This window comes from Algoriphagus aquimarinus (genome assembly GCF_900112005.1).
Classification (GTDB): Bacteria; Bacteroidota; Bacteroidia; order Cytophagales; family Cyclobacteriaceae; genus Algoriphagus; species Algoriphagus aquimarinus.
In genome coordinates this window covers 259,459-279,823 of sequence record NZ_FOKK01000001.1, presented here as the reverse complement: position 1 = coordinate 279,823, position 20,365 = coordinate 259,459, and the positions used below count along the sequence as shown (strand labels likewise).

19 protein-coding genes are annotated in these 20,365 nt (G+C 40.5%); 10 read left to right on the top strand and 9 right to left on the bottom strand.

The features are described from left to right. The first annotated feature begins 38 nt into the window (after positions 1-38). The gene (locus BM291_RS01260; protein WP_092894360.1) at positions 39-359 is read left to right on the top strand and encodes a nucleotidyltransferase domain-containing protein; all 321 of its coding nucleotides are present in this window, start codon (positions 39-41) and stop codon (positions 357-359) included. Next, positions 356-742, top strand: a complete 387-nt coding sequence (locus BM291_RS01255; protein ID WP_092894359.1) for a HEPN domain-containing protein — start codon at positions 356-358, stop codon at positions 740-742. The genes BM291_RS01260 and BM291_RS01255 overlap by 4 nt, the downstream gene beginning before the upstream one ends. Here BM291_RS01255 and BM291_RS01250 read toward each other — a convergent pair. Both BM291_RS01250 and dxs read right to left on the bottom strand, forming a co-directional pair. Further along, a complete protein-coding gene (locus BM291_RS01250; protein WP_092894358.1) occupies positions 732-1,502 on the bottom strand; it encodes an alpha/beta fold hydrolase in 771 nt (256 codons plus the stop codon). The genes BM291_RS01255 and BM291_RS01250 overlap by 11 nt on opposite strands. A 3-nt stretch (positions 1,503-1,505) precedes the next feature. Further along, on the bottom strand, positions 1,506-3,422 hold the full coding sequence (gene dxs / locus BM291_RS01245; protein ID WP_092894357.1) for a 1-deoxy-D-xylulose-5-phosphate synthase: 1,917 nt from the start codon (positions 3,420-3,422) through the stop codon (positions 1,506-1,508). Positions 3,423-3,601: 179 nt separating this feature from the next. On the opposite strand from dxs, the gene BM291_RS01240 reads away from it, so the two are divergent. The 4 genes from BM291_RS01240 to BM291_RS01225 are packed head-to-tail and all read left to right on the top strand — an operon-like array spanning position 3,602 to position 8,733. Further along, the gene (locus BM291_RS01240) at positions 3,602-4,351 is read left to right on the top strand and encodes a segregation and condensation protein A (RefSeq protein ID WP_092894356.1); all 750 of its coding nucleotides are present in this window, start codon (positions 3,602-3,604) and stop codon (positions 4,349-4,351) included. A 3-nt stretch (positions 4,352-4,354) separates the two neighbouring features. Continuing rightward, complete coding sequence (locus BM291_RS01235) at positions 4,355-5,437, top strand: lysylphosphatidylglycerol synthase transmembrane domain-containing protein (RefSeq protein ID WP_092894355.1); 1,083 nt, start codon at positions 4,355-4,357, stop codon at positions 5,435-5,437. Then, entirely contained in the window at positions 5,421-7,883 is a 2,463-nt protein-coding gene (locus tag BM291_RS01230) for a bifunctional UDP-N-acetylmuramoyl-tripeptide:D-alanyl-D-alanine ligase/alanine racemase (RefSeq protein WP_092894354.1), read from the top strand. Before BM291_RS01235 ends, BM291_RS01230 begins: the two co-directional genes overlap by 17 nt. A 37-nt stretch (positions 7,884-7,920) precedes the next feature. Next, positions 7,921-8,733: an ion transporter gene (locus tag BM291_RS01225; RefSeq protein ID WP_092894353.1), complete on the top strand. Its 813-nt coding sequence runs from the start codon at positions 7,921-7,923 to the stop codon at positions 8,731-8,733. Here the strand turns inward: BM291_RS01225 and BM291_RS01220 are convergent. From BM291_RS01220 to BM291_RS01210, 3 genes are all read right to left on the bottom strand, one after another. Then, entirely contained in the window at positions 8,730-9,419 is a 690-nt protein-coding gene (locus BM291_RS01220; protein WP_092894352.1) for a potassium channel family protein, read from the bottom strand. The two genes, BM291_RS01225 and BM291_RS01220, sit on opposite strands and share 4 nt — an antisense overlap. A gap of 82 nt (positions 9,420-9,501) precedes the next feature. Next, positions 9,502-11,316, bottom strand: coding sequence for a TrkH family potassium uptake protein (locus BM291_RS01215; protein ID WP_092894351.1), 1,815 nt, complete (start codon positions 11,314-11,316; stop codon positions 9,502-9,504). Between the two features lie 27 nt (positions 11,317-11,343). Next, entirely contained in the window at positions 11,344-12,609 is a 1,266-nt protein-coding gene (locus tag BM291_RS01210) for a voltage-gated chloride channel family protein (protein ID WP_092894350.1), read from the bottom strand. A gap of 225 nt (positions 12,610-12,834) precedes the next feature. Here BM291_RS01210 and BM291_RS01205 point away from each other — a divergent pair, with 225 nt between their 5' ends. Further along, positions 12,835-13,722, top strand: a complete 888-nt coding sequence (locus BM291_RS01205) for a TIGR01777 family oxidoreductase (RefSeq protein WP_092894349.1) — start codon at positions 12,835-12,837, stop codon at positions 13,720-13,722. 22 nt (positions 13,723-13,744) lie between these two features. Here BM291_RS01205 and BM291_RS01200 read toward each other — a convergent pair whose 3' ends face one another. The 4 genes from BM291_RS01200 to BM291_RS01180 form a co-directional block, all read right to left on the bottom strand. Next, positions 13,745-14,413, bottom strand: a complete 669-nt coding sequence (locus BM291_RS01200) for an ATP-binding cassette domain-containing protein (RefSeq protein WP_175499630.1) — start codon at positions 14,411-14,413, stop codon at positions 13,745-13,747. 368 nt (positions 14,414-14,781) lie between these two features. Beyond that, complete coding sequence (locus BM291_RS01190; RefSeq protein WP_092894346.1) at positions 14,782-14,955, bottom strand: PLDc N-terminal domain-containing protein; 174 nt, start codon at positions 14,953-14,955, stop codon at positions 14,782-14,784. Between the two features lies 1 nt (position 14,956). After that, positions 14,957-15,190: a PLDc N-terminal domain-containing protein gene (locus tag BM291_RS01185; protein WP_245786747.1), complete on the bottom strand. Its 234-nt coding sequence runs from the start codon at positions 15,188-15,190 to the stop codon at positions 14,957-14,959. Positions 15,191-15,213: 23 nt separating this feature from the next. After that, positions 15,214-15,468 carry a PLDc N-terminal domain-containing protein gene (locus tag BM291_RS01180; protein ID WP_092894345.1) on the bottom strand — a complete coding sequence of 85 codons (255 nt, stop codon included), beginning with the start codon at positions 15,466-15,468 and terminating at the stop codon, positions 15,214-15,216. Between the two features lie 94 nt (positions 15,469-15,562). On the opposite strand from BM291_RS01180, the gene BM291_RS01175 reads away from it, so the two are divergent. From BM291_RS01175 to BM291_RS01165, 3 genes are all read left to right on the top strand, one after another. After that, entirely contained in the window at positions 15,563-18,118 is a 2,556-nt protein-coding gene (locus BM291_RS01175) for a M14 family zinc carboxypeptidase (RefSeq protein ID WP_092894344.1), read from the top strand. Between the two features lie 99 nt (positions 18,119-18,217). After that, positions 18,218-19,336, top strand: a complete 1,119-nt coding sequence (locus BM291_RS01170; protein ID WP_092894343.1) for an amidohydrolase family protein — start codon at positions 18,218-18,220, stop codon at positions 19,334-19,336. A 213-nt stretch (positions 19,337-19,549) separates the two neighbouring features. Further along, positions 19,550-20,365: a LytR/AlgR family response regulator transcription factor gene (locus tag BM291_RS01165; protein WP_092894342.1), complete on the top strand. Its 816-nt coding sequence runs from the start codon at positions 19,550-19,552 to the stop codon at positions 20,363-20,365.

Below are 20,365 nucleotides of genomic sequence, written 5' to 3'. Positions count from 1 at the left end.
TCATTCCGTCGATTTTAATATTTATCCTATTTTTGTATATGTCTGATAAAGAGGAAATAGTAAAAGGTATTGTGGATATGGCTTCTAGGAAATATCCTAAGTCTGAATTATACCTTTTTGGGTCTCAAGCCAATGGAAACTCAAAGGCATTATCAGATTATGATATTCTTGTACTATTAGACTTGGATAAGGTTCCATTAGCAAAGGAAATTGCAATTATGGACGATTTTTATGAATTAGAACTTCGCACTGGAGCAGTTATTTCTCCTATTGTATATTCCAAGAGCTATTGGAATAAGACTAGAAAATCTACTCAGCTTTTTGAAAAAATCTCTAACGATGCTATTCGAATAAAATGACAAACTCTAAAAGAGATCTTGTTAATTATCGATTAGCTCGAGCCCATGAAACCTTTGACGATGCTCAGCTTTTGGCTGATAATAACAAATGGAATTCAGCAATTAATAGATTGTATTATGCCGCTTTCTACGCTGTATCAGCTTTAATCATTTCGAAGAATCTTGATTCTCACACGCATAATGGAGTAAAAACTAAATTTTCTGAATTGTTCATTAAAACTGGTAAAGTCGATAAGGAACAGGGAAAAATTTATTCTCAACTTTTTACTTGGAGGCAAAAGGGTGATTATGATGATTTGTTTGATTTTGATAGAGAAACAGTATTTCCTTATATAGAAAAAGTAAAAGCTCTAATTGCTGAAGTAGCCAAGCTTATTCAATAACTCTCCCACAAAACCCTCTTAGAATCTCAATACAGGTGTCTTTTTGTTCGATCATTCCTAGATGGCCTACTCCTTCCAGTTCATGATAGTCCGAGATAGCTAGTTTGTGTTTGCGACTTGCATCGATTTTTACAGCTCCATCAAGCGTGCCAGCGATCATCAGTTTTGGCCCAGAGAAATTCTTCAATACCTCTAAACGATCTTTTCTATCACGCATCGCTTTGGTATAGGCAATTAATCCTTCCAAAGTAGATTGCTTTGCTTGAGCTATAGCTACTGCAATTTCAGCTTGAAAATCATCTCTTTTGTGCTCAGAGATAAGTGGAGGTACAAATGAGGTGACGAAGGTATCTAATCCGTGTTTTTTCAGAAAAATAACTGTTCGATCACGCATGCCCTTTTTCTCCTCATCATCAGCAAAGGCAGTGGAATGAAAAAGCCCAATTGCTTTTAGCTTTGAACCCATTAGTTCTAGCAAGGCTAAAGTCACATATCCTCCTAAAGAATGTCCTATGACGATGGGGTCTTGGATATTTTCTTCTTCTATCCAATCTTCTAACTGTATCGATACTTCCTCCAAGTTATTCTGAGAAAGTGTTAAAGGGGATTTTCCACAACCCGGGAGATCTGGACAAATCACTCTAAAATTAGATGAAAGTGCGTCTGCAAATTCGCTCCACATTTCCGAGATTTCGCAGAAACCATGGATAAGAATCACAGGCTGACCCTTGCCTTTTTCAAAAAAATGAATAGATGACATTGTTTAAACTGTTTTGGACACCTCAGCCATATTTCTTACAGCTTCAGCTATGCCTTCCGGATCAAAACCACATTCACGATGTAGCTCTAGCTGTTCACCATGTTCAATGATAGTATCTGGAATACCTAGACGCTTCACTTGAGCTTGGTAACCATGATCCATCATCCACTCGATCACTGCCGACCCAAATCCACCCATAAGGCACCCATCTTCTACAGTGATTACCTTTTTGAATTTGCCAAAAATCTCATGAAGCAATTCCCCGTCCAGAGGCTTCACAAATCGCATATCGTACTGAGCAGGATTTAAACCCTCTTTTTCAAGTTTTTTGCAAGCTTCTACAGCATAATTACCAATATGTCCAATCGTTAGGATGGCGATTTCTTCGCCTTCTTTTACGATCCTTCCCTGACCAACTGGGATTTGCTCGAATGGAGTTTTCCAGTCAGGCATCACACCTTTTCCACGTGGGTATCGGATGGAATATGGTCCATTATGAATCGAAGCAGAATACATCATGTTTCGAAGTTCTTCCTCATTCATCGGAGCCGAAACTACCAAGTTTGGAATACATCTGAAAAATGCAATATCATAAGCGCCATGATGAGTAGGTCCATCAGCACCTGCAAACCCTGCTCTGTCCAGGCAAAGAACTACTGGGAGATTTTGGATACATACGTCATGTAACACCTGATCGTAGGCACGCTGCATAAATGTAGAATAGATATTACAGAAAGGAACAAGTCCTTGTGTAGCCAACCCTGCTGAGAAAGTAACGGCATGTTGCTCGGCAATTCCCACGTCAAATGCCCGATTAGGCATGGCTTTCATCATGATATTCATGGACGAACCAGACGGCATGGCCGGGGTTACACCCATGATTCTATCATCTAGCTCAGCCAGTTCCACCAAGGTGTGTCCAAAGACATCCTGATACTTTGGAGCTTGAGGCGTGCTAGGTGTAGTTTTATATATTTCCCCAGTTACCTTATCAAAAGTCCCTGGTGCATGCCAAGTCGTCTGATTTCCGTTTTCTGCAGGAGCATACCCTTTACCTTTCATTGTAACACAATGAAGGATTTTTGGTCCGGGAATATCTTTGAGATCCTTCAGTACTTCTGCCAAATGATTGACGTCGTGACCATCTACTGGTCCGAAGTAACGAAGGTTTAATGATTCGAATAGATTGCTTTGATTCAGTAAAGCTGATTTGATTCCGCCTTCTACTTTGGAGATTACATCCTGAGCGCTTGTTCCAAACTTACTCAGTTTGCCCAGAATCTTCCAAACTTCATCTTTTGCCTTATTATAGGTTTTGGAAGTGGTGATATCGGTAAGGTAATCTTTCAGCGCGCCCACATTTGGATCGATTGACATGCAATTGTCATTCAGAATGATCAGCAGATTTGTATTGCTGACTCCTGCATGATTCATGGCTTCGAACGCCATTCCGCCCGTCATGGATCCATCTCCTATCACAGCTACGTGCTGTTTCTGTGAAAGTCCTTTGTATTGCGAAGCGACTGCCATTCCCAGTGCTGCGGAAATAGAGGTGCTGGAGTGGCCAACACCGAATGTATCATAGATACTTTCTTTTCTTTTTGGGAAACCAGAAAGTCCGCCGTAAAGACGGTTGGTATGGAATCGTTCTCTTCTTTCAGTAAGGATTTTGTGACCGTAAGCCTGATGGCCTACATCCCAAACCAATTGATCTTCGGGCGTATTTAATACATAATGGAGGGCAACTGTAAGCTCTACTACACCTAGGCTAGCACCAAAGTGACCGCCGTAAACGGATACATTGTCTACGATGAACTGTCTAAGTTCATCACAGATTTGAACCAGTTTTTCCTTAGGAAACTTTTTAAGGTCATCGGGGCTATTAATTTGGGCTAATAATTCTCCTGGTTCAATAAGCATTTTACAGCGGTAATGTGGTCAAAGTAGAATAACAATAAATGTGCTTCTTTGTTTTTCCAATCAAGTTAATTTGGATTATAAGGCGATTACCTCTTTCTCCTGCCGTTTCCAATTAATTTAGCTTAATTGAATATCTTTGGCTACAAGGTGGCAAAATTAACCAATAATTTAAATATCCTTTGAGTTTCGAAATCAAATTACCACTCTTCGAAGGTCCTTTTGACCTGATGCTCTTCTTCATCGAGCGGGATGAACTGGATATTTATGACATTCCTATTTCGAAGATTACTCATGATTTCCTGGATTATGTTCACCAAATGGAGCAAATGGAAATGGAAGTCGCCAGTGATTTTATCCTTTTTGCGGCTACGCTAATGAAGATTAAATCGCGCATGTTGCTGCCCAGACCTGAACTTAACGAGGCTGGGGAAGAAGTAGATCCTCGAGAGGAATTGATCAGAAACCTGCTGGAATACAAAAAATACAAGTCTGTCATAGAAGAACTTTCTACAATGGAAGGGGAAGAGTTGTCCAAGCAAAAGCGCGGAAATATCGAAGCGGAATTAAAAGCGCTTAGTAAAGTGGATGATGTGGATGCGGAAATGCAGGACATGGATTTATACAAACTGCTGAAAGTCTTCCAGCGGACCATGGCCAAAATGGCGTCACGTGTGGATGAAACAAAACATACCGTGATTCAGTATCCTTATACCATTGCCCAACAAAAAGATTTCGTCTTAGAGAAAATAAGTTTTAAGAAAAAAGTGCCATTCGCTGAATTCATCAGCTACAAACCCGATAAAATTTTTGTGATATATACCTTTCTAGCAATCTTAGAATTACTACAACTTTCCTTAGTCACCATTGTGATAGGAGAAGGATTTAATAATTTTTGGGTGGAAAAGACTGAGCCAGTAGCTGCAGCCTAGCGTATGAAATTGGATAACAAAAAGATTTTTCAGACACTCAATCCGAATAAAATTTGGGTGCCAGTCCTTATAGGCTTTAGCATCGTGTTTGCTATGTTTTATTTTGACCCATCGGTCAACGCAAATACGCTGAAAGGTGTTTTTGATGCTTCCTTGCCTTGGATATTTTTAGCCATTTTGGTGATTCTATTTAGAGATGTGGGCTATGTGTTCAGGATAAGAAAGATAACTGGGGAGGCGCTTACATGGCAAAGGTCTATCTATGTCATTATTCTATGGGAGTTTGCTTCTGCAGTGACGCCTTCAGTAGTTGGAGGTACTGCCGTAGCAATATTTATACTGAATAAAGAAGGGATTAAACTGGGAAGAGCTATTGCTTATGTGATGGTCACGGCGATATTGGACAATCTGTTTTTTGTGATTGGAGCACCTATTATTTTGTTTTTCGCACAAGGCAATATATTCCCAGATAGTAAAGTCCTCGAGTCTAGTCTAAAGAATAGCCTTGAAGCTATTTTCTGGGTTAGTTATAGTTTATATGCTGGGTATAGCTTAGTGATGGCCGCAGCCTTATTTTATCGCCCACGGGTTTTTAAATGGGTATTGATTAAGATCTTTTCGATCAAATGGCTTCGCAAATGGAAGCATGATGCACAGGAATATGGCGATCAGATTATTGAAGCTTCCAAAGAACTTTCGGGTAAAAAGTGGAATTATTGGTGGCCAATTATCATAGCGACGATCTTCATCTGGAGCTCCAGGTATCTGATGCTAAATGCACTTATTTCTGCCTTCGTCCCGCTGAATTTTGAAGAAAATGTGATCGTATTTGCACGTCAAGTGATCATGTGGATCGTGATGATGATCTCCCCTACTCCAGGAAGTAGTGGAACAGCAGAGTTTTTCTTTGGAGAGTTTTTCGCACAATTCTTGACTAGCTACACCTTGCCTACAAGTATTTTGTGGAGGTTACTTTCCTACTATCCATATTTGATATTAGGAGCATTTTTCCTTCCTAAGTGGATTAAACAGGTATTCTTCAAGAAAAAACAGAAAAAATCGAAACAAGATGTTTCAGGAAATTAGTCAAAAGAAAATCGCTGAAATTGTAGAGGGAAGGATTATCAATCAAAGTAATGAGTTGCTGATTTCTCAAATTGCCATTGATTCGAGACAAATTCTTCATCCTGATAAAACACTTTTTGTGGCTCTGAGAGGGGCAAAAGCGGATGGCCAAGCTTTTATCCCTCAACTAGCAGATCTAGGAGTAAAGACGTTCTTGGTTCATCACGATTATGATGAGCTGGTCGCTCCCGATCTTTGTTTTATCAAAGTTTCAGATACGCGGAGAGCCTTGCAGCTTTTGGCTAAATTCCAACGATCTCTGTTCACAAATCCCGTTGTCAGCATAGCAGGGAGTAATGGTAAAACCATCGTTAAGGAATGGCTAGGGCAGATTTTGGGACAGAAATACGCTGTAGCCAAAAGCCCGAAAAGTTATAATTCCCAAGTAGGTGTTCCTCTTTCGATCTTTGGTATTGAGGGCTACCACCAAGTAGCAATTCTGGAAGCCGGGATATCTAAAGCTGGAGAAATGTCCGCTTTGGAAGAAATGATCAAACCGAATCTGGGAATATTTACAAATCTCGGAACAGCACATCAAGAGGGTTTTGAAAGCCTAGAATCTAAGTTAGAAGAGAAGCTTTCTCTTTTTTCGGGGTCGAATTTCTTGATTTACTGCAAAGATCAAAAGCATGTTTCTGAGCGAATAGAAGCTCTGTTTCCGATGGATAAACTCGTCGGTTGGTCCGATCGAGCCGGAGCTGAATTTACCAGATCAGTGAAAGTAAAAGGGAATGCATCTCGACTAATTCTGATGAAATCAGATCTCAGCACGCATACTTTTCAGGTGCCATTTACAGATGTGGCTTCATTGGAAAACATCACTCATGTGATCGTAGCGGCGATGACTTTGGGACTAAATGCAGAGTCCATCCAAGAAGGAATACTACACCTGAAGTCTGTAGATATGCGACTTACACTGAAGCCAGGTATCAACGACTCTTTATTGATCGATGATACCTATAATAACGACTTGGCTGGGCTGAAAGTAGCGTTGGACTTTATGCATCAGCAAAGACCGAAGCGTAGAAAAATCCTGATTTTGTCTGATTTGCTGCAGCAAGGTTCGCCTGAGAAAATCTATGAAGAAGTGGCGGAGCTGATCAAGAAATATCAGTTTGATCTGCTGTTTGGCGTAGGAAAGGAGATATTCTTTTTGGAGCAGGAATTTCCTGAAGCTTTCACAGGCTTCAGTTCTACCGAAGAGCTTTTGACTAATCTAGATCCTGAGACTTTTGCAAATGACATGATCTTGATCACTGGCGCTCGTGTATTTGGGTTTGAAGAAGTGGTCAATAGACTTCAGCAGAGAATCCATGGTACCACGCTAGAAATCAATCTTAATGCGCTTACGCACAATTATAATTTCTACAAAAAGCTGATTTCACCCAAAACCAAAGTGATGGTGATGGTGAAGGCTTTTGCCTACGGAGGAGGAGCGGTGGAAATAGCCAATCAAATCCAGACGATGGGTGCGAACTACTTGGGTGTCGCTTTTTCTGACGAGGGAGTAGCTTTGCGAAAGCAAGGAATCAAGCTTCCAATAATGGTGCTCAATGCCATGCAGGAATCCTTTGGCCTTTGCAGTGAGTTTGATCTGGAGCCAGTAGTTTTCAGCCCGGAATTTTTCGAGAGCCTTGCTTCTTGGTGCACCGTTCATGGTACAACTATGAGAATCCATCTTGATATGGATACAGGAATGCACAGGTTGGGTTTCGACAGAAAGCAGTTGGACAAGTTGAAAAGCTTAATTCAGTTAAATCCACAATTGGAAATAGCTTCCATTTACACTCACTTGGTTGGTGCTGATGAGGATATTCATAGAGAATTTTCTCTAAGTCAGCTGAAGGATTTCGAAGAAATGAAGAATGAAGTAATCGATATTCTTTCCTACAAGCCACTTGTTCACGCGCTTAATTCTGCTGGAATAGTAGCTTTTCCGGAATTTCAATTCGACATGGTAAGACTGGGAATTGGTCTTTATGGCGTAGAAGTGACAGGAAAACATGACTTGGCGCTCAGAGCAATCAGTACACTGAAAACAACTATTTCTCAGGTAAAAGAACTTGAAGCAGGAGAAACTATAGGCTATTCCCGAAAGGGGGTTTTATCTACAGGTGGTAAAATTGCCACACTGGCCATAGGTTATGCAGACGGTTATGACCGCAGATTCAGTAATGGAAAAGGCTATGTACTGATCAATGGACAGAAGGCTTCTATCATCGGAAATATATGCATGGATATGTGCATGGTGGACGTCAGCGGAATGGAAGTGAAGGCAGGAGATGAAGCTATCATCTATGGTGAGAAAATCTCATTGAAGGAACTTGCGGATCAGATTGGAACCATCCCTTATGAATTGCTAACTAATATTAGTACTCGTGTGAAACGGGTATATTACTTGGACTAGGTTTGGTTTCGGCATATAAATTTTTCTAAATTTCCTCATGGCAATTTCAAAAAAGCGGCTAGCTCATATAGTATTTGAATCTGACGATTGGGCGTCGAAGACCTTCGATATTGTGGTCTTGGCCATGATCTTCGGAAGTATTTTTGTTGCAATATTAGATTCAGTTGCTAGTATTAGAGCTCAATACGGTGAATTACTATTCATTTTAGAGTGGGTTTTTACCATCCTTTTTACTTTAGAATATGCATTAAGGATTTGGCTTTCCAGAAAATCGAGTGGCTATATTTTCAGCTTTTTTGGGATGGTAGATTTGCTGGCAATTTTACCCACCTACCTCAGCTTCTTTGTGCTCAATTCCCAATTGTTCACAGTGGTGAGAGCATTACGTCTTTTGAGAGTGATTCGAATCTTGAAGCTTGGGCGCTACGTGTCGGAGGCAGAATATTTGACCAAATCCTTAAGATCGAGTTCTCATAAGATTTTGATATTTATAGGTTTTGTGGTGACTATAGTATTGATAATGGGCACTTGCATGTTTATTATTGAAGGTCCAGAGCATGGATTTACCAGTATTCCTATCGGTATGTATTGGGCTATCGTGACCCTGACTACGGTAGGTTTTGGTGATATCTACCCAGTGACTCCTTTGGGACAGTTACTTTCTTCACTTATCATGCTCCTTGGCTATGCGATTATTGCCGTGCCTACCGGGATTGTATCTTCTGAGATGGCTTCGCAAAAGAGAAAAGATGAAAAGGCGATGGGAGATAAAAGCTGCCCAAAATGCAGATTTAGTCCGCTTCCTTTGACGGATAATTACTGCAAAAACTGCGGAGAAAAACTGTTCTAATCTCCTAGGTGCAAGAAATCCTGTATGTTTTTGATTTTCCCGAAAAGCAGTAAAATATCTTCAGGGGCAAACTTGTAATCTGGTGTAACTACACCAATCACATTTTTGTGTGGCGTATTTATGCCTAGGAGATTCTTCTTTTGCTCTATTTTTATTACTGTCAGAATATTTAAGTAGTATTCTTTTCGAATGTCGGCTTCAGCCACGGTCATTTCCAAATAGCGTTTGGGCACTTTCACTTCCACAATATTATATTCATCCGAGATCTCTAAGGAATCCAATACGCCTTTCATCTCCAAGCGCTTTGATAGACGATCTGCAGTCTCTTCCTCGGGATGGATGATTTCATCCACGCCTATGGCCTGGATCACCGTTTCATGGAGGTCATTGATAGCTCTGGCGATAATTCGTTTTGATTTAAGTTGCTTGAAAATAGCAGTACTCATAATAGATGCACCTATATCTTCACCTATCGCGATAATCACGACGTCGGTATCCTTCAAAGGCAGGTTCTTCACCGCAGCCTGATCTGTAGCATCCATTACAATTGAATGAGTGATGCTGTCCTTGATCATTTCTATTCTGCTTTCGCTAGTGTCTACGCCAATTACTTCGTGTCCAAGATTCGTTAGACGCTTTGCCAGGTAGCCCCCAAAATTGCCTATGCCTACGATGATATATTTCATAAATATGTAGCTGATTAATAATGATCACTTGAAATAGCCCGGCTGATATTTATTAACCATGCTCATTTCCTGCGTTTTAAAATTAAGTTATAAAGACGGTTTCCTCTGGGTACTTGTAACGCTGCTCACCGATTTTTCTGACGATAGCAACTAGTATTGTTAGTGTTCCTACCCTTCCGATGAGCATGATAGCCATCAGCACAAGTTTGCTACCCAAGCTTAATTGAGGAGTGATACCCAGTGTAAGTCCTACTGTAGAGAAGGCACTGAACACCTCGAATGCCACGTCTATCATGGGAAGCTTAGGGTCAAAAACCATAAGGAAAAAGACTCCAAGCCCCATGACCAACACAGAAAGGGAAATTACCGCAAAAGCTTTCTTTAGTGTTTCATTGGTGATTTGTCTTCTGAAGACTTCCACTCTGGTTTTACCCGATGCAATACTAAATGTGTTGAGCATCGCCACTGCAAACGTACTGGTCTTTAGTCCCCCGCCTGTAGAGCCCGGAGATGCACCAATCCACATTAGAAAGAGATAAACTAATATAGTGGGAACAGCTAATTCCCGCATGTCCACGGTATTGAATCCTGCAGTACGTGGTGTCACTGCGCCAAAAACGGTTGTGACAAACTTGCCATAGGTACTCAGACCTTTAAGTGTAGCATCTTGCTCAGATATGGCATATACGACCATTCCAACAGCTAGAAGAATTCCTGTAGTATAAACTACTAATCGTGTATTGACGCTCGAGACGCGAGGGGTATGTCGGTATTTCTCTATTCCTAACACGCTTTTAGAATATCCGACTACTAGATGCTTCACGTAGGAATAGTAGTTCAAAACGACTGGAAAGCCGATTCCTCCCAACACAATTGCCAAGGCAATCACTAAATGCATATTGTAAGCTTCTCGGAAACCCTCTTGATACAATCCACTGCTGAGCGTGGAGAATCCTGCATTACAAAATGCTGAAATCGCATGGAAAAGAGCGAAGAACAATTGGTCTCCTTTACCTGAGAATTCTGCGGCATCTGTAAAATGATAAATCATAACTGCACAAATCCCTTCCACTAAAACGGTAAAAGAGATGATCTTAAATAAGGTCGTATAAATCTCATTTACATTGTTTTCATTGATATAATCACGAATGAAAAGTCTGTTTTCTATGGAATAACTTCCCTTGAAGAAGAAGCCGAAGAAACTCGTGAAAACCATGATTCCAAGTCCGCCAATTTGGAACAAAATCATAATAACGACCTGACCGAAAAAGGTAAAATCCTTCGCTGTATCTAGCACAATTAATCCAGTGACACATACGGCCGAAGTGGAGGTAAAAAGTGCATCTATAAAACTAATATCTCTTGTTGTCGCTTCAGGTAGGCTTAATAACCCTGCACCAACAAGGATCAGTATGACAAAAGACAAGATAAAAACCAGTGAGGGACTGAGTTTGAGCTCATTTACCGTTAGGCTAAATTTGCTGAGTTCTATAAAGAACAGAACGATCACTAATCCATTTATGAGGTGATAATGCGCAGTGAAATCTAAAACCAGTCGGGTCATTTCATCTCCCAGCAGGTTCCAACGAATCAAGGCCGTTATGATTAGAATGAGTGAAAGTAGCAGTTCGAGAATTACTCTGGCAGGAATGATGGATTTTTCTACTAATAGTACTTTAACAAAGTATCCTATTCCAATTAAGATTAGCGAAATGTTGAAAAGAGTAGAGGTAGCAACTTGATCTTGAGGATCAATAGAATAGCCCAAATGAAAAAGTAAGATTCCAAAGGCGAGAATACTACTAACCTGAACTATTTTTTCCTGCACCTTTATCACCTTTTTCAAAAAGAGGATATTGCGATCAGGGTTAGTAAAGATTTTCAGCTTAAGTTTCATGGGCTGGATATAGGCTTTAAAGCAATATCAATCATTCTTTTTTGATGAATTTCGCGAAAACGTAAATATCCCTTCTGCAGGATATAAGTGGAATTTCTTATCCAGATTTTGTGAAGAATAAATGCTTGATCTCCCGCTGAAAAGATACGCGATCAGGCAGGCAATACCCAAAAATATCCCAGATTCGTATCCAAACAGTTCCATCCCCATCACGGTGCAAGCCATAGGAGTATTGGTGGCGCCAGAAAAGACTCCTACAAAACCCATTCCTGCCAGTAAAGCTAGCGGAAGCGGGATCCAGGTAGCGAGAGCGTTGCCAAGCGTCGCGCCAGTAAAGAATAAAGGTGTCACTTCTCCTCCTTTGAATCCAGCTCCTAGCGTGAAGCTGGTTAGGCCTGTTTTTGCCAACCAATCGTACCAGGGAAGCGGTGTTTCGAATGCTTCAACTATCCTCGGAACGCCTAATCCTATATAAGTCGTACTGTCCGAAATGTATACAAATGCCGCAATCAACAGTCCGCCTATGACCGGACGAAGTGGAGGGTAAGTGATGTGCTTGGAAAATTGATGAGAAAAAAAATGAGTGCTTTGGGCAAATAATCTCCCTGACAACCCAAAGGCAATTCCAGCAGGAATGATCCAAAGTAGGTTGACTAAAGTGTGCGGAGGTACGAGATCTACCAAATAATGCGTATGTCCTACGCCAAAAAGCGACGCACAGACCCAATTGGCGACCAAAGCTGTCCAAAGGGCTGGAAACAGCGATTTCCATCTGATTTTACGGTGTTGCATCCATTCTAAGGCAAAAATTGCTCCTGCCAACGGAGTTCCAAATACAGAAGCAAATCCACCTGCAACTCCGGCAATTAAGATAATCCTACGGTCCTCGGAATGAAGTTTAAAATATTTTGTAAGTTGATCTGCCAGAGAGCCGCCCATTTGCACAGCCGTACCCTCACGACCTGCTGATCCACCGAATAAATGTGTCAAAATCGTTCCAAAGAGGACTAATGGAGTCATTCTGAGCGGAATTGGCTTTTCTGTTTTGTAGAGTTCATCAAGCAAAAGATTGTTTCCTTTCACCGAATTTTCCCCATATCGGTAGTAACTCCATCCGATCACAAAACCTGCAATGGGCAGTAAAGCGATGATCCAAAGGTGCGACTCACGATAATCTGTAGCCCAATTCAAAGTAATAAGAAAAATGGCAGATGCAGCGCCAGAAAGTAAGCCAACTAAGAGGCCTAAAACGATCCAAAGTAATACGTATCGAAAAATAGAAGCGCTGTTCAAACTAGGTTTTTCAAATAGTTAGGCCAAATTAGGAATAGATATTGAATTTAATGAGGCATATATAACCTTATATCATTCAGAGAAGCCAACTTATTTGTATGTTATCGGGTTATCTAAATACAAATCACCCAATTATGAAATCGAGCATCTCATATTCACCACACACTAGGATGATTATAATGATGTGAGATTCCATCTGACCATTAAAAATCTATATATATACAGATGAAAAATATTCTTATTTCCGGAGGTTCAGGTCTTATCGGCCACAAAATCACTCAGCTGCTGGAACTGAAAGGATATGCAGTGGCTTGGCTTAGTAGATCGCAGCAAAAGCAAAAATCTTTTCTGTGGGACATAGAAGAACAAACTATAGATCCCGAAGCGATGGAATGGGCGGATGCTATCATTCATCTGGCAGGTGCTGGAGTTGCTGAGAAGCGGTGGACAGATGAGCGTAAGAAACTTATATTGGATTCACGTATTCAGAGTACCAGACTGCTCTCTGATGCCGTGGAGAAAGCTACGGAAAAGCCGAATTCATTTATCTCTGCCTCGGCCGTAGGTTACTATGGATTCAATACCGGTACGTCCCTGATGGATGAGACTCAAAAAGCAGGATCAGACTTTTTAGCTGAGGTGGTGGTCGCTTGGGAAAATGAAGTGAAGAAAATGGAAGAGCTACATCTACGCACGGTAATGCTGAGAATAGGCATAGTACTGGATGCAAATGGTGGAGCGCTTGGCGAAATGATGAAGCCACCTGTAGCTGCACCTTTGGGAAAGGGAGATCAGTGGATGAGCTGGATTGCAATTGAGGATCTTGCGAGAATGTTTGTCTTTGCCTTGGAAAAAACGACACTTCAGGGAGTTTTTAATGCCGTGGCGCCTAATCCTGCGACCAATCAGCAATTGACTCAAGCTGCTGCAAAAGCTAAAGGGAAACCATATCTGGGAATTGGAGTGCCAGGCTTTGTGCTAAGATTAATCCTAGGGGAAATGGCAGCGATGGTACTTGGTGGCAATCGAGTTTCCTCACAAAAAATACAAAAAGCAGGATTTGACTTTGAATGTCCTGAGCTAAATGGGGCTTTGAAGAATATCTATAATTAAAAGGACTTTGCCAACCACGATGTTATTCCGGAGGTAGGTAATTGTAGTCAATTAGTTGTTTCCTACCCACTATTAGTTTAAGTGTTCCACCAGTTAAAAGCAGCGTTTTGTCACTCACATCCATCAGATTGACATAGTCATGATCAGAAAGGATTATGCCTTTATCTTTCTTATATGAGGTGATCAGGGTTTTAATATCAGTTCTGTAGAGCGGTTCTATCTGTGCAAAAGGTTCATCTAGTAGGGCAAATAAAGTTGGAAGATTGAGTATCAAAAGCACTTCAAAGTACCGCTTTTCACCTCCAGATAATGAATGGACTTTTTTATTAAGAAGAGGTTGAATTCGTGCATTCTCAGCAACTGTTTTTTTGCTGATTTCTGACGATAGAAATGTCCGAATGACTGAAGCAACGGTGAGGTTGCTTGGTAGAAAACTACCTTGAGGTAGATAGGCGATTTTATCACGAGAAGTAAAAGGTTTTGCATAGAATTGGCCATCTATCCTGATACTTTTATTCTCTGTCTCTAGTGATCCAAAGATAATTTGAAGTAGTGTGGATTTGCCTGTTCCGTTTCTTCCTAAGATGCCCAAAACCTCTCCTGTCGTGCATTTCAGATAGATATCTGTAAGTATATTTTTGTGACCAAAACCCTTGATTATGCTGTCAGCTTCTAAAATATGCTCCGCCATAATCATTTAAAAAAGAAGGAAATAGAGCAAAGCAATCACTGCATTTATTCCGAAGCAAAAGCTAAATAACTTAACTTTTCCTAAGCCTAGATTGTAATAGAAAAAGTATTGATTCGAATACCTTACTTCAAAAAAGTACAGAGAGAGCATATAGCCGAGGGTTAATAGCGTAAGGAAAAAATAAATGTCAAAACTACCCCCTTGAGAATAAGCCAATGCAGCAATTGCAAGTGAAAATGGGATATTGAAACTGTGAATTTGTTTATAAAATAAAAATAGACTTCTCATGAATTTGGTTGGCCTTAGGGCAATGAACTAAAGAGGCTTCTTTCAACTGATCTTTTGAGTTTTGACTTCAAATTTTCACTTCAAATCCTCTTTCCCCTACCGATCAAAAACCAAAGTACAGCGCCGACAAGGGGAACCATGACTACAATAATAATCCAGATCAATTTATCGTTTTGTTTGGCAAAATTACTCATGATCACGTCGTAAATAGTGAATGCGTAAATAGCCAATCCTATTATCCCAAGTCCGAACATATCAAGAGTAATTTGTGGTTTTGGTGCTTTTGCCCATCGCCAAGTAAACCAAAGGGCCTATACCTTGAGCAAATAGCAGAATTACGATCCAGATGATTTTCATGTTAGGATCTTTGAATTCCGAGCGCAGAATATCTACCAAACAGTAAACCCAAAGAATAGCATAGAGTATTCCAAAAAGAAGAAAGATGATCATAAAGCCGCCGCCCATATTTTGAATAAAAGAAAGTGTCATTGAGTAATTAGTAAGGAGTTATGTTATTTTTTTGAAAAAGAGGGATTGAAATTACGTTTGTCTTTTCTGATACTTCTAGCCATAGACAAATAAAGAAATGTACCAATGAGTGGAGCAAAGAGAATAGCAAGCACCCATAATAACTTGCTGTGAGCGGCTCTAAATTCAGAACGTAAAGCGTCAAAAAGGGCATAAGCCCAAAATCCTAGATAAATAAGGCAAAAAAGGAATGAAATTTGCCAAAACAGTAGGCCTTCGCCAGGAGCTATTAAATTCATGTGTTTTCTTCAATTATTTTAACCATTGAACCAAAATAGCTTTTTTTAAGGAACTAAAGTATGAATTTAGCTAAAAGTTAAACCACCAATCTCTATGAAAAAAAGTCTGCTTTCGCTGCTTTTATCCTTTTTTGCGCTCGCTACCTATGCTCAAGTCGATCTAAGCTATTATTTGCCCACCGGATATACATACGATCAATCTATCCCGACCCCAAAGGAAGTTTTGGGTTATGAAGTGGGTGAATGGCATGTGAGTCATGACCAATTAGTGATGTATATGAAGGCGGTAGCTGATGCTTCAGATCGTGTGACTTTCGAAGAAACTGGCAGAACTTACGAGAAAAGACCTCAGGTTCTTTTGACGATTACTTCCCCGGCTAATCTTGCCAAGATCGATCAGATCAAGGCAGATCGGAAAAAACTAAGAGACGCTGGAGCATCGGTGGATATTTCAAAAATGCCGATTGTGATGTTTATGGGCTATTCGGTTCATGGAAATGAGCCTAGTGGAGCGAATGCTTCTCTTTTGGCAGCCTACCATTTTGCGGCAGCAAAGGAAATCGCAGGAGATTTAGACAATATGGTCTTACTACTTGATCCAGCGATTAATCCTGATGGACTCAATCGCTTCGCTTCTTGGGTAAATACCCATAAGTCGTACAACATGAACGGTGATCCGAACAATGCAGAATTTAACGAAGCCTGGCCACGTGGAAGAACGAATCACTATTGGTTTGATTTGAATAGAGATTGGCTTCCAGTACAACATCCTGAGTCTAGAAATAGAGTGCGTGTGTTTCAAGAATGGCTTCCAAACATTCATCTGGATTTTCATGAGATGGGAACCAACAGCACATTTTTCTTCCAGCCAGGAGTTCCGGCGCGTATGCACCCGCTTACTCCTGCCAAAAACTTTGAGTTGACTGAGAAAATCGGAAAATATCATGCAAAAGCTCTAGATCAAATTGGTTCACTTTATTTCAATCAGGAGAGCTACGATGATTACTATTATGGAAAAGGCTCCACCTATCCAGATGTTCAGGGCTCTATTGGAATTTTATTTGAGCAAGCTAGCTCTAGAGGTCACCTGCAAGAAAGTGTGAACGGAATGCTCAGCTTTCCTTTTACCATTAGAAATCAATTCACCGCTAATCTTTCCTCCTTTCAAGCTGCTAAGGAAATGCGTCAGGAGTTGAATCAATTCATGAAGGATTTCTACAAGGATATTCAAAAGGAAGTAGACTCTGATGTGAACAAAGCCTACATTTTTGGAAGTAGGGACGACGATGCACGTAGCTATCATTTAGCAGATTTGATCCTGCAGCATGACATCAAAGTTTTTAGTCTGAATGATGATATCTCCGTGAACGGAAAAGAATTTCAGAAGGAAAATTCCTACATAGTACCGGCAGATCAACCTCAGTACAGACTAATCAAGGCGATGTTTGAAACAAGAAATACATTTAAAGACAGCTTGTTCTATGACATTTCAGCCTGGACGTACCCGATGGCTTTCAACTTGGACTACATGGCATTGAATAGTCAGATTTTGAATCTTGCAAGTGTAAATGAAATCACTAAAAGTTCTATCGCTTTGGCTCCAGGAAAAGTAATAGGGAATGCAGGAGCTTACCAGTATGCAATGGAATGGACGGATTATTATGCTCCGAAAGCCGCATACAAATTGATGAATGCTGGGTTTCAGGTAAGAGTAGCTACTGGAGAATTCACTACTGCAGATAGTAAAAAGTTTGGACGTGGTACTTTGCTTATTGGCAAAGGAGAAACAGGCCTAGATGATCAGGCTTTTTATACTAAGCTATCCGAAATTGCCAAAGAGTCCACGGTAGATATCTATGGTTTGACGACAGGTTATACTGCTGGGATGAATGTGGGTTCACCAAGTATTGTTACGTTGGATAAGCCAGAGATAGCACTTTTAGTAGAAGGTGGAGTAGATAGTTATGAGGCTGGGGAGATTTGGCACTTACTCGATCAGCGCTATGAGATGCCTATTACTTTGCTTCCAATGGATAGGATCGGCGGTAGTACGCTTGATAGATACAACGTGATTCTAATGCCAGATGGTAGATATAGTAGTCTTGGAAAATCAGGTGCAGCTACACTCAAATCATGGATTTCAGGTGGAGGAACACTACTTGCGAAAGGTGGAGCGATTCAATTCCTTTCTCAGAATGAAGTAGGAAACTTCAAATTCCGTGAAAGTGGTGCTCCAGAAGCAGGACTGCAAAAAAGCTATGCAGACTATGATAATGCTAGAGGTGCCAAAGTGACTGGTGGTGCTATCTTCAATGCAACCTTAGATCTGACTCATCCAATCGGCTACGGTTACATCAATTCAGATATTCACACATTTAGAAATGATAACTTGTTTATGGAGCCATCAGAAAATCCGTATGCAAATCCACTAGTCTATACCGATAAGCCTTTAGCATCAGGATATCTTCATGCTTCTAATCTTGCGGGAATTCAGAATGGATCTGTAATTCAGATTTCTGGAGTAGGAAGAGGCCGTATCGTTGCCTTTGCAGATAATATGAACTTCCGAGCTTTTTGGTTCGGTACAAATAAACTCTATATGAATGCGATCTTCTTTGGTCAAGTGATCAATGGAGGAACAGCTCGTTAAACAAATTTGAATCCCGGGTTTTACTCGGGATTTTTTTGTGCTTTAACTTTTCTCTAAAATTTTGCGTAAGCAAGCCATACCTTTTCATTTAATTAGCATATGAATCACTCTACCAAATTATTTATTGCTTTTACATTTTTCATAGTCGGAAATATTGCTTTTGCCCAGGAAATGAGTTTTGAGGAATATAATCCACCGTCGACATTGAAAGTACCAGAACATCCAGTACAGCGGGCGAAGTTTCCTTTCGTAGATATTCATAGCCATCAAGGGGGAGTCAATAAGCAGAGGATAGATGAGTTGATCTCTGAAATGGACGAGATCAACATGGGTGTGTTGGTGAACCTTAGCGGAAGAGGATTTGGGCGTGGAGATAGCAATTCCCAGCAGCAATACATCAAGGATATGCTGAAGGAATTTAATACCCATGCTCCAGGGAGGTTTATGGTATTTACAAATCTGAATTTTGCAGGTTTTGGTGATGAAAATTGGGCTAGGATAGCCGTAAAAGAACTTGAAGAAGATGTAGCCGCCGGAGCCAGTGGATTGAAGATTTATAAAAGTTTGGGTTTTTCTGTCCAGGACAATAAAGGAAATCGGGTGCCTGTTAATCATCCTGATTTGGATGCTGTCTGGGCGAAAGCGGGTGAATTGGGAATTCCAGTGATTATTCACTCTGCTGACCCTGCCCAGTTTTGGCAGCCGATGGATGCAAATAATGAGCGTTGGTTAGAGCTAAAAACTCATCCAAACCGACAGCGAGGAGCGGATGACCCAGCACCTTTTGAGCAGATTATGGCGGAGCAACACGATGTCTTTGCTAAGCATCCAGAGACTACATTTATTAATGCGCATATGGGCTGGATGGCGAATGATCTAGATGCGGCAAGTGCTCACTTGGAGAAGTATCCAAACGTGAATTTTGGAATCGGTGCTGTGATAGCAGAATTTGGTCGTCAGCCGCGACGAGCTAAGGCGTTTTTTGAAAAGTATCAGGATCGTGTGCTGTTTGGAAAGGATGCTTACAACAAAGAGGAGTATTACACCTACTTCCGAGTATTGGAAACCGAGGATGAGTATTTCCCTTACTACAAAAAGTACCATGCTTACTGGTCAATGTACGGCTTGGGTCTTTCTGACGAGGTTTTGAAAAAATTGTATTACAAGAATGCGCTTCGAATTGTACCAGGAATGGATAAGAGCGTTTTTCCGGATTGATCAATTGTTGTTGGGGTGAAAAATCTTTCGCCCTTTTATGAATTGAATATTTTGGGCGAATATTTATTCCCCCCTACATTTTTTCTAACCCTATGTAAAGAAAATTGAGAAATCTTTACATATGTGCTTTGATATGTATAGAAACTATAGCACTGGGAATTACTACGTGAATGAAAAGCTATTTGCACTGCTCACTTCAAAATCATAGAGAAAATGAATGCAAAGCATCAACAAAAGAAACCAAGGATCAAGGCAACGCTGAAGTATCTCGTTGTCTTGGTTCTGGTATTGTTGGTGACGATTTTTCAGGATTATCTGCATTCCAGATCGAATGAGTATCCCTTTTACGCGTCGGAATCCTTCCTTTTCAATACATTTTGGATACTGATTCTGCCTGTCGCATTTCTGTTGAATTGGTTTTTTCAGAAGGGCTCGATAAATGAAAAGCTTCCCAATCTTTTTGTGCAGAGAATACTTTTTGTTCTTGTAGCAACTGTTATCCACATGCTACTTTTTGCTGGCTTGGTGCATTTGATTTCTGCGAGTTTTTATGAGGATACCTTTAGGTTCGCCCGCAATCTTAGATTTACAGTTTTAGAAGATTTGTATAAATATCTGCTGATTTACTCAGTGATTGCATTGGTATTGATGAGGAAAAAGAAGCCTGATAAAATTGAAAAAGCTAAATTTTTAGAGCAATTGCTCGTGGGTTCCGGCAGGACGAAGATTGCAATCAAATGCAGTGATATTATATACATCTGTGCCGCCTCTCCCTATATCGAAATTCATTCAGGCCGAAAGAAACACCTACATTCTACTACGCTCAAATCAATTTTAGAAAAATTGAACCCAGAGCAATTTGTACAGATTCATAAATCTACGATTGTCAATATCAGTAAGGTAGTTTCCTACAAATCCAGGCTGAATGGGGATTATGATGTATTACTTTCCGACGAGAAGGAGCTTCGTCTAAGCCGCAATTATGTGGATAACTTCAAGCAAAAGCTTTCGAGTTCCCCATCGTCTTGA

Coding starts and splice junctions, on each gene's coding strand:
- BM291_RS01255 (WP_092894359.1), top strand. CDS start 356: ATGACAAACTCTAAAAGAGATCTTGTTAATTATCGATTAGCTCGAGCC.
- BM291_RS01235 (WP_092894355.1), top strand. CDS start 4,355: ATGAAATTGGATAACAAAAAGATTTTTCAGACACTCAATCCGAATAAA.
- BM291_RS01220 (WP_092894352.1), bottom strand. CDS start 9,419: ATGAAATATATCATCGTAGGCATAGGCAATTTTGGGGGCTACCTGGCA.
- BM291_RS01260 (WP_092894360.1), top strand. CDS start 39: ATGTCTGATAAAGAGGAAATAGTAAAAGGTATTGTGGATATGGCTTCT.
- dxs (WP_092894357.1), bottom strand. CDS start 3,422: ATGCTTATTGAACCAGGAGAATTATTAGCCCAAATTAATAGCCCCGAT.
- BM291_RS01190 (WP_092894346.1), bottom strand. CDS start 14,955: ATGTTCGGACTTGGGATAATAGGATTGGCTATTTACGCATTCACTATT.
- BM291_RS01170 (WP_092894343.1), top strand. CDS start 18,218: ATGAATCACTCTACCAAATTATTTATTGCTTTTACATTTTTCATAGTC.
- BM291_RS01230 (WP_092894354.1), top strand. CDS start 5,421: ATGTTTCAGGAAATTAGTCAAAAGAAAATCGCTGAAATTGTAGAGGGA.
- BM291_RS01225 (WP_092894353.1), top strand. CDS start 7,921: ATGGCAATTTCAAAAAAGCGGCTAGCTCATATAGTATTTGAATCTGAC.
- BM291_RS01165 (WP_092894342.1), top strand. CDS start 19,550: ATGAATGCAAAGCATCAACAAAAGAAACCAAGGATCAAGGCAACGCTG.
- BM291_RS01250 (WP_092894358.1), bottom strand. CDS start 1,502: ATGTCATCTATTCATTTTTTTGAAAAAGGCAAGGGTCAGCCTGTGATT.
- BM291_RS01205 (WP_092894349.1), top strand. CDS start 12,835: ATGAAAAATATTCTTATTTCCGGAGGTTCAGGTCTTATCGGCCACAAA.
- BM291_RS01180 (WP_092894345.1), bottom strand. CDS start 15,468: ATGAATTTAATAGCTCCTGGCGAAGGCCTACTGTTTTGGCAAATTTCA.
- BM291_RS01200 (WP_175499630.1), bottom strand. CDS start 14,413: ATGGCGGAGCATATTTTAGAAGCTGACAGCATAATCAAGGGTTTTGGT.
- BM291_RS01185 (WP_245786747.1), bottom strand. CDS start 15,190: ATGACACTTTCTTTTATTCAAAATATGGGCGGCGGCTTTATGATCATC.
- BM291_RS01215 (WP_092894351.1), bottom strand. CDS start 11,316: ATGAAACTTAAGCTGAAAATCTTTACTAACCCTGATCGCAATATCCTC.
- BM291_RS01175 (WP_092894344.1), top strand. CDS start 15,563: ATGAAAAAAAGTCTGCTTTCGCTGCTTTTATCCTTTTTTGCGCTCGCT.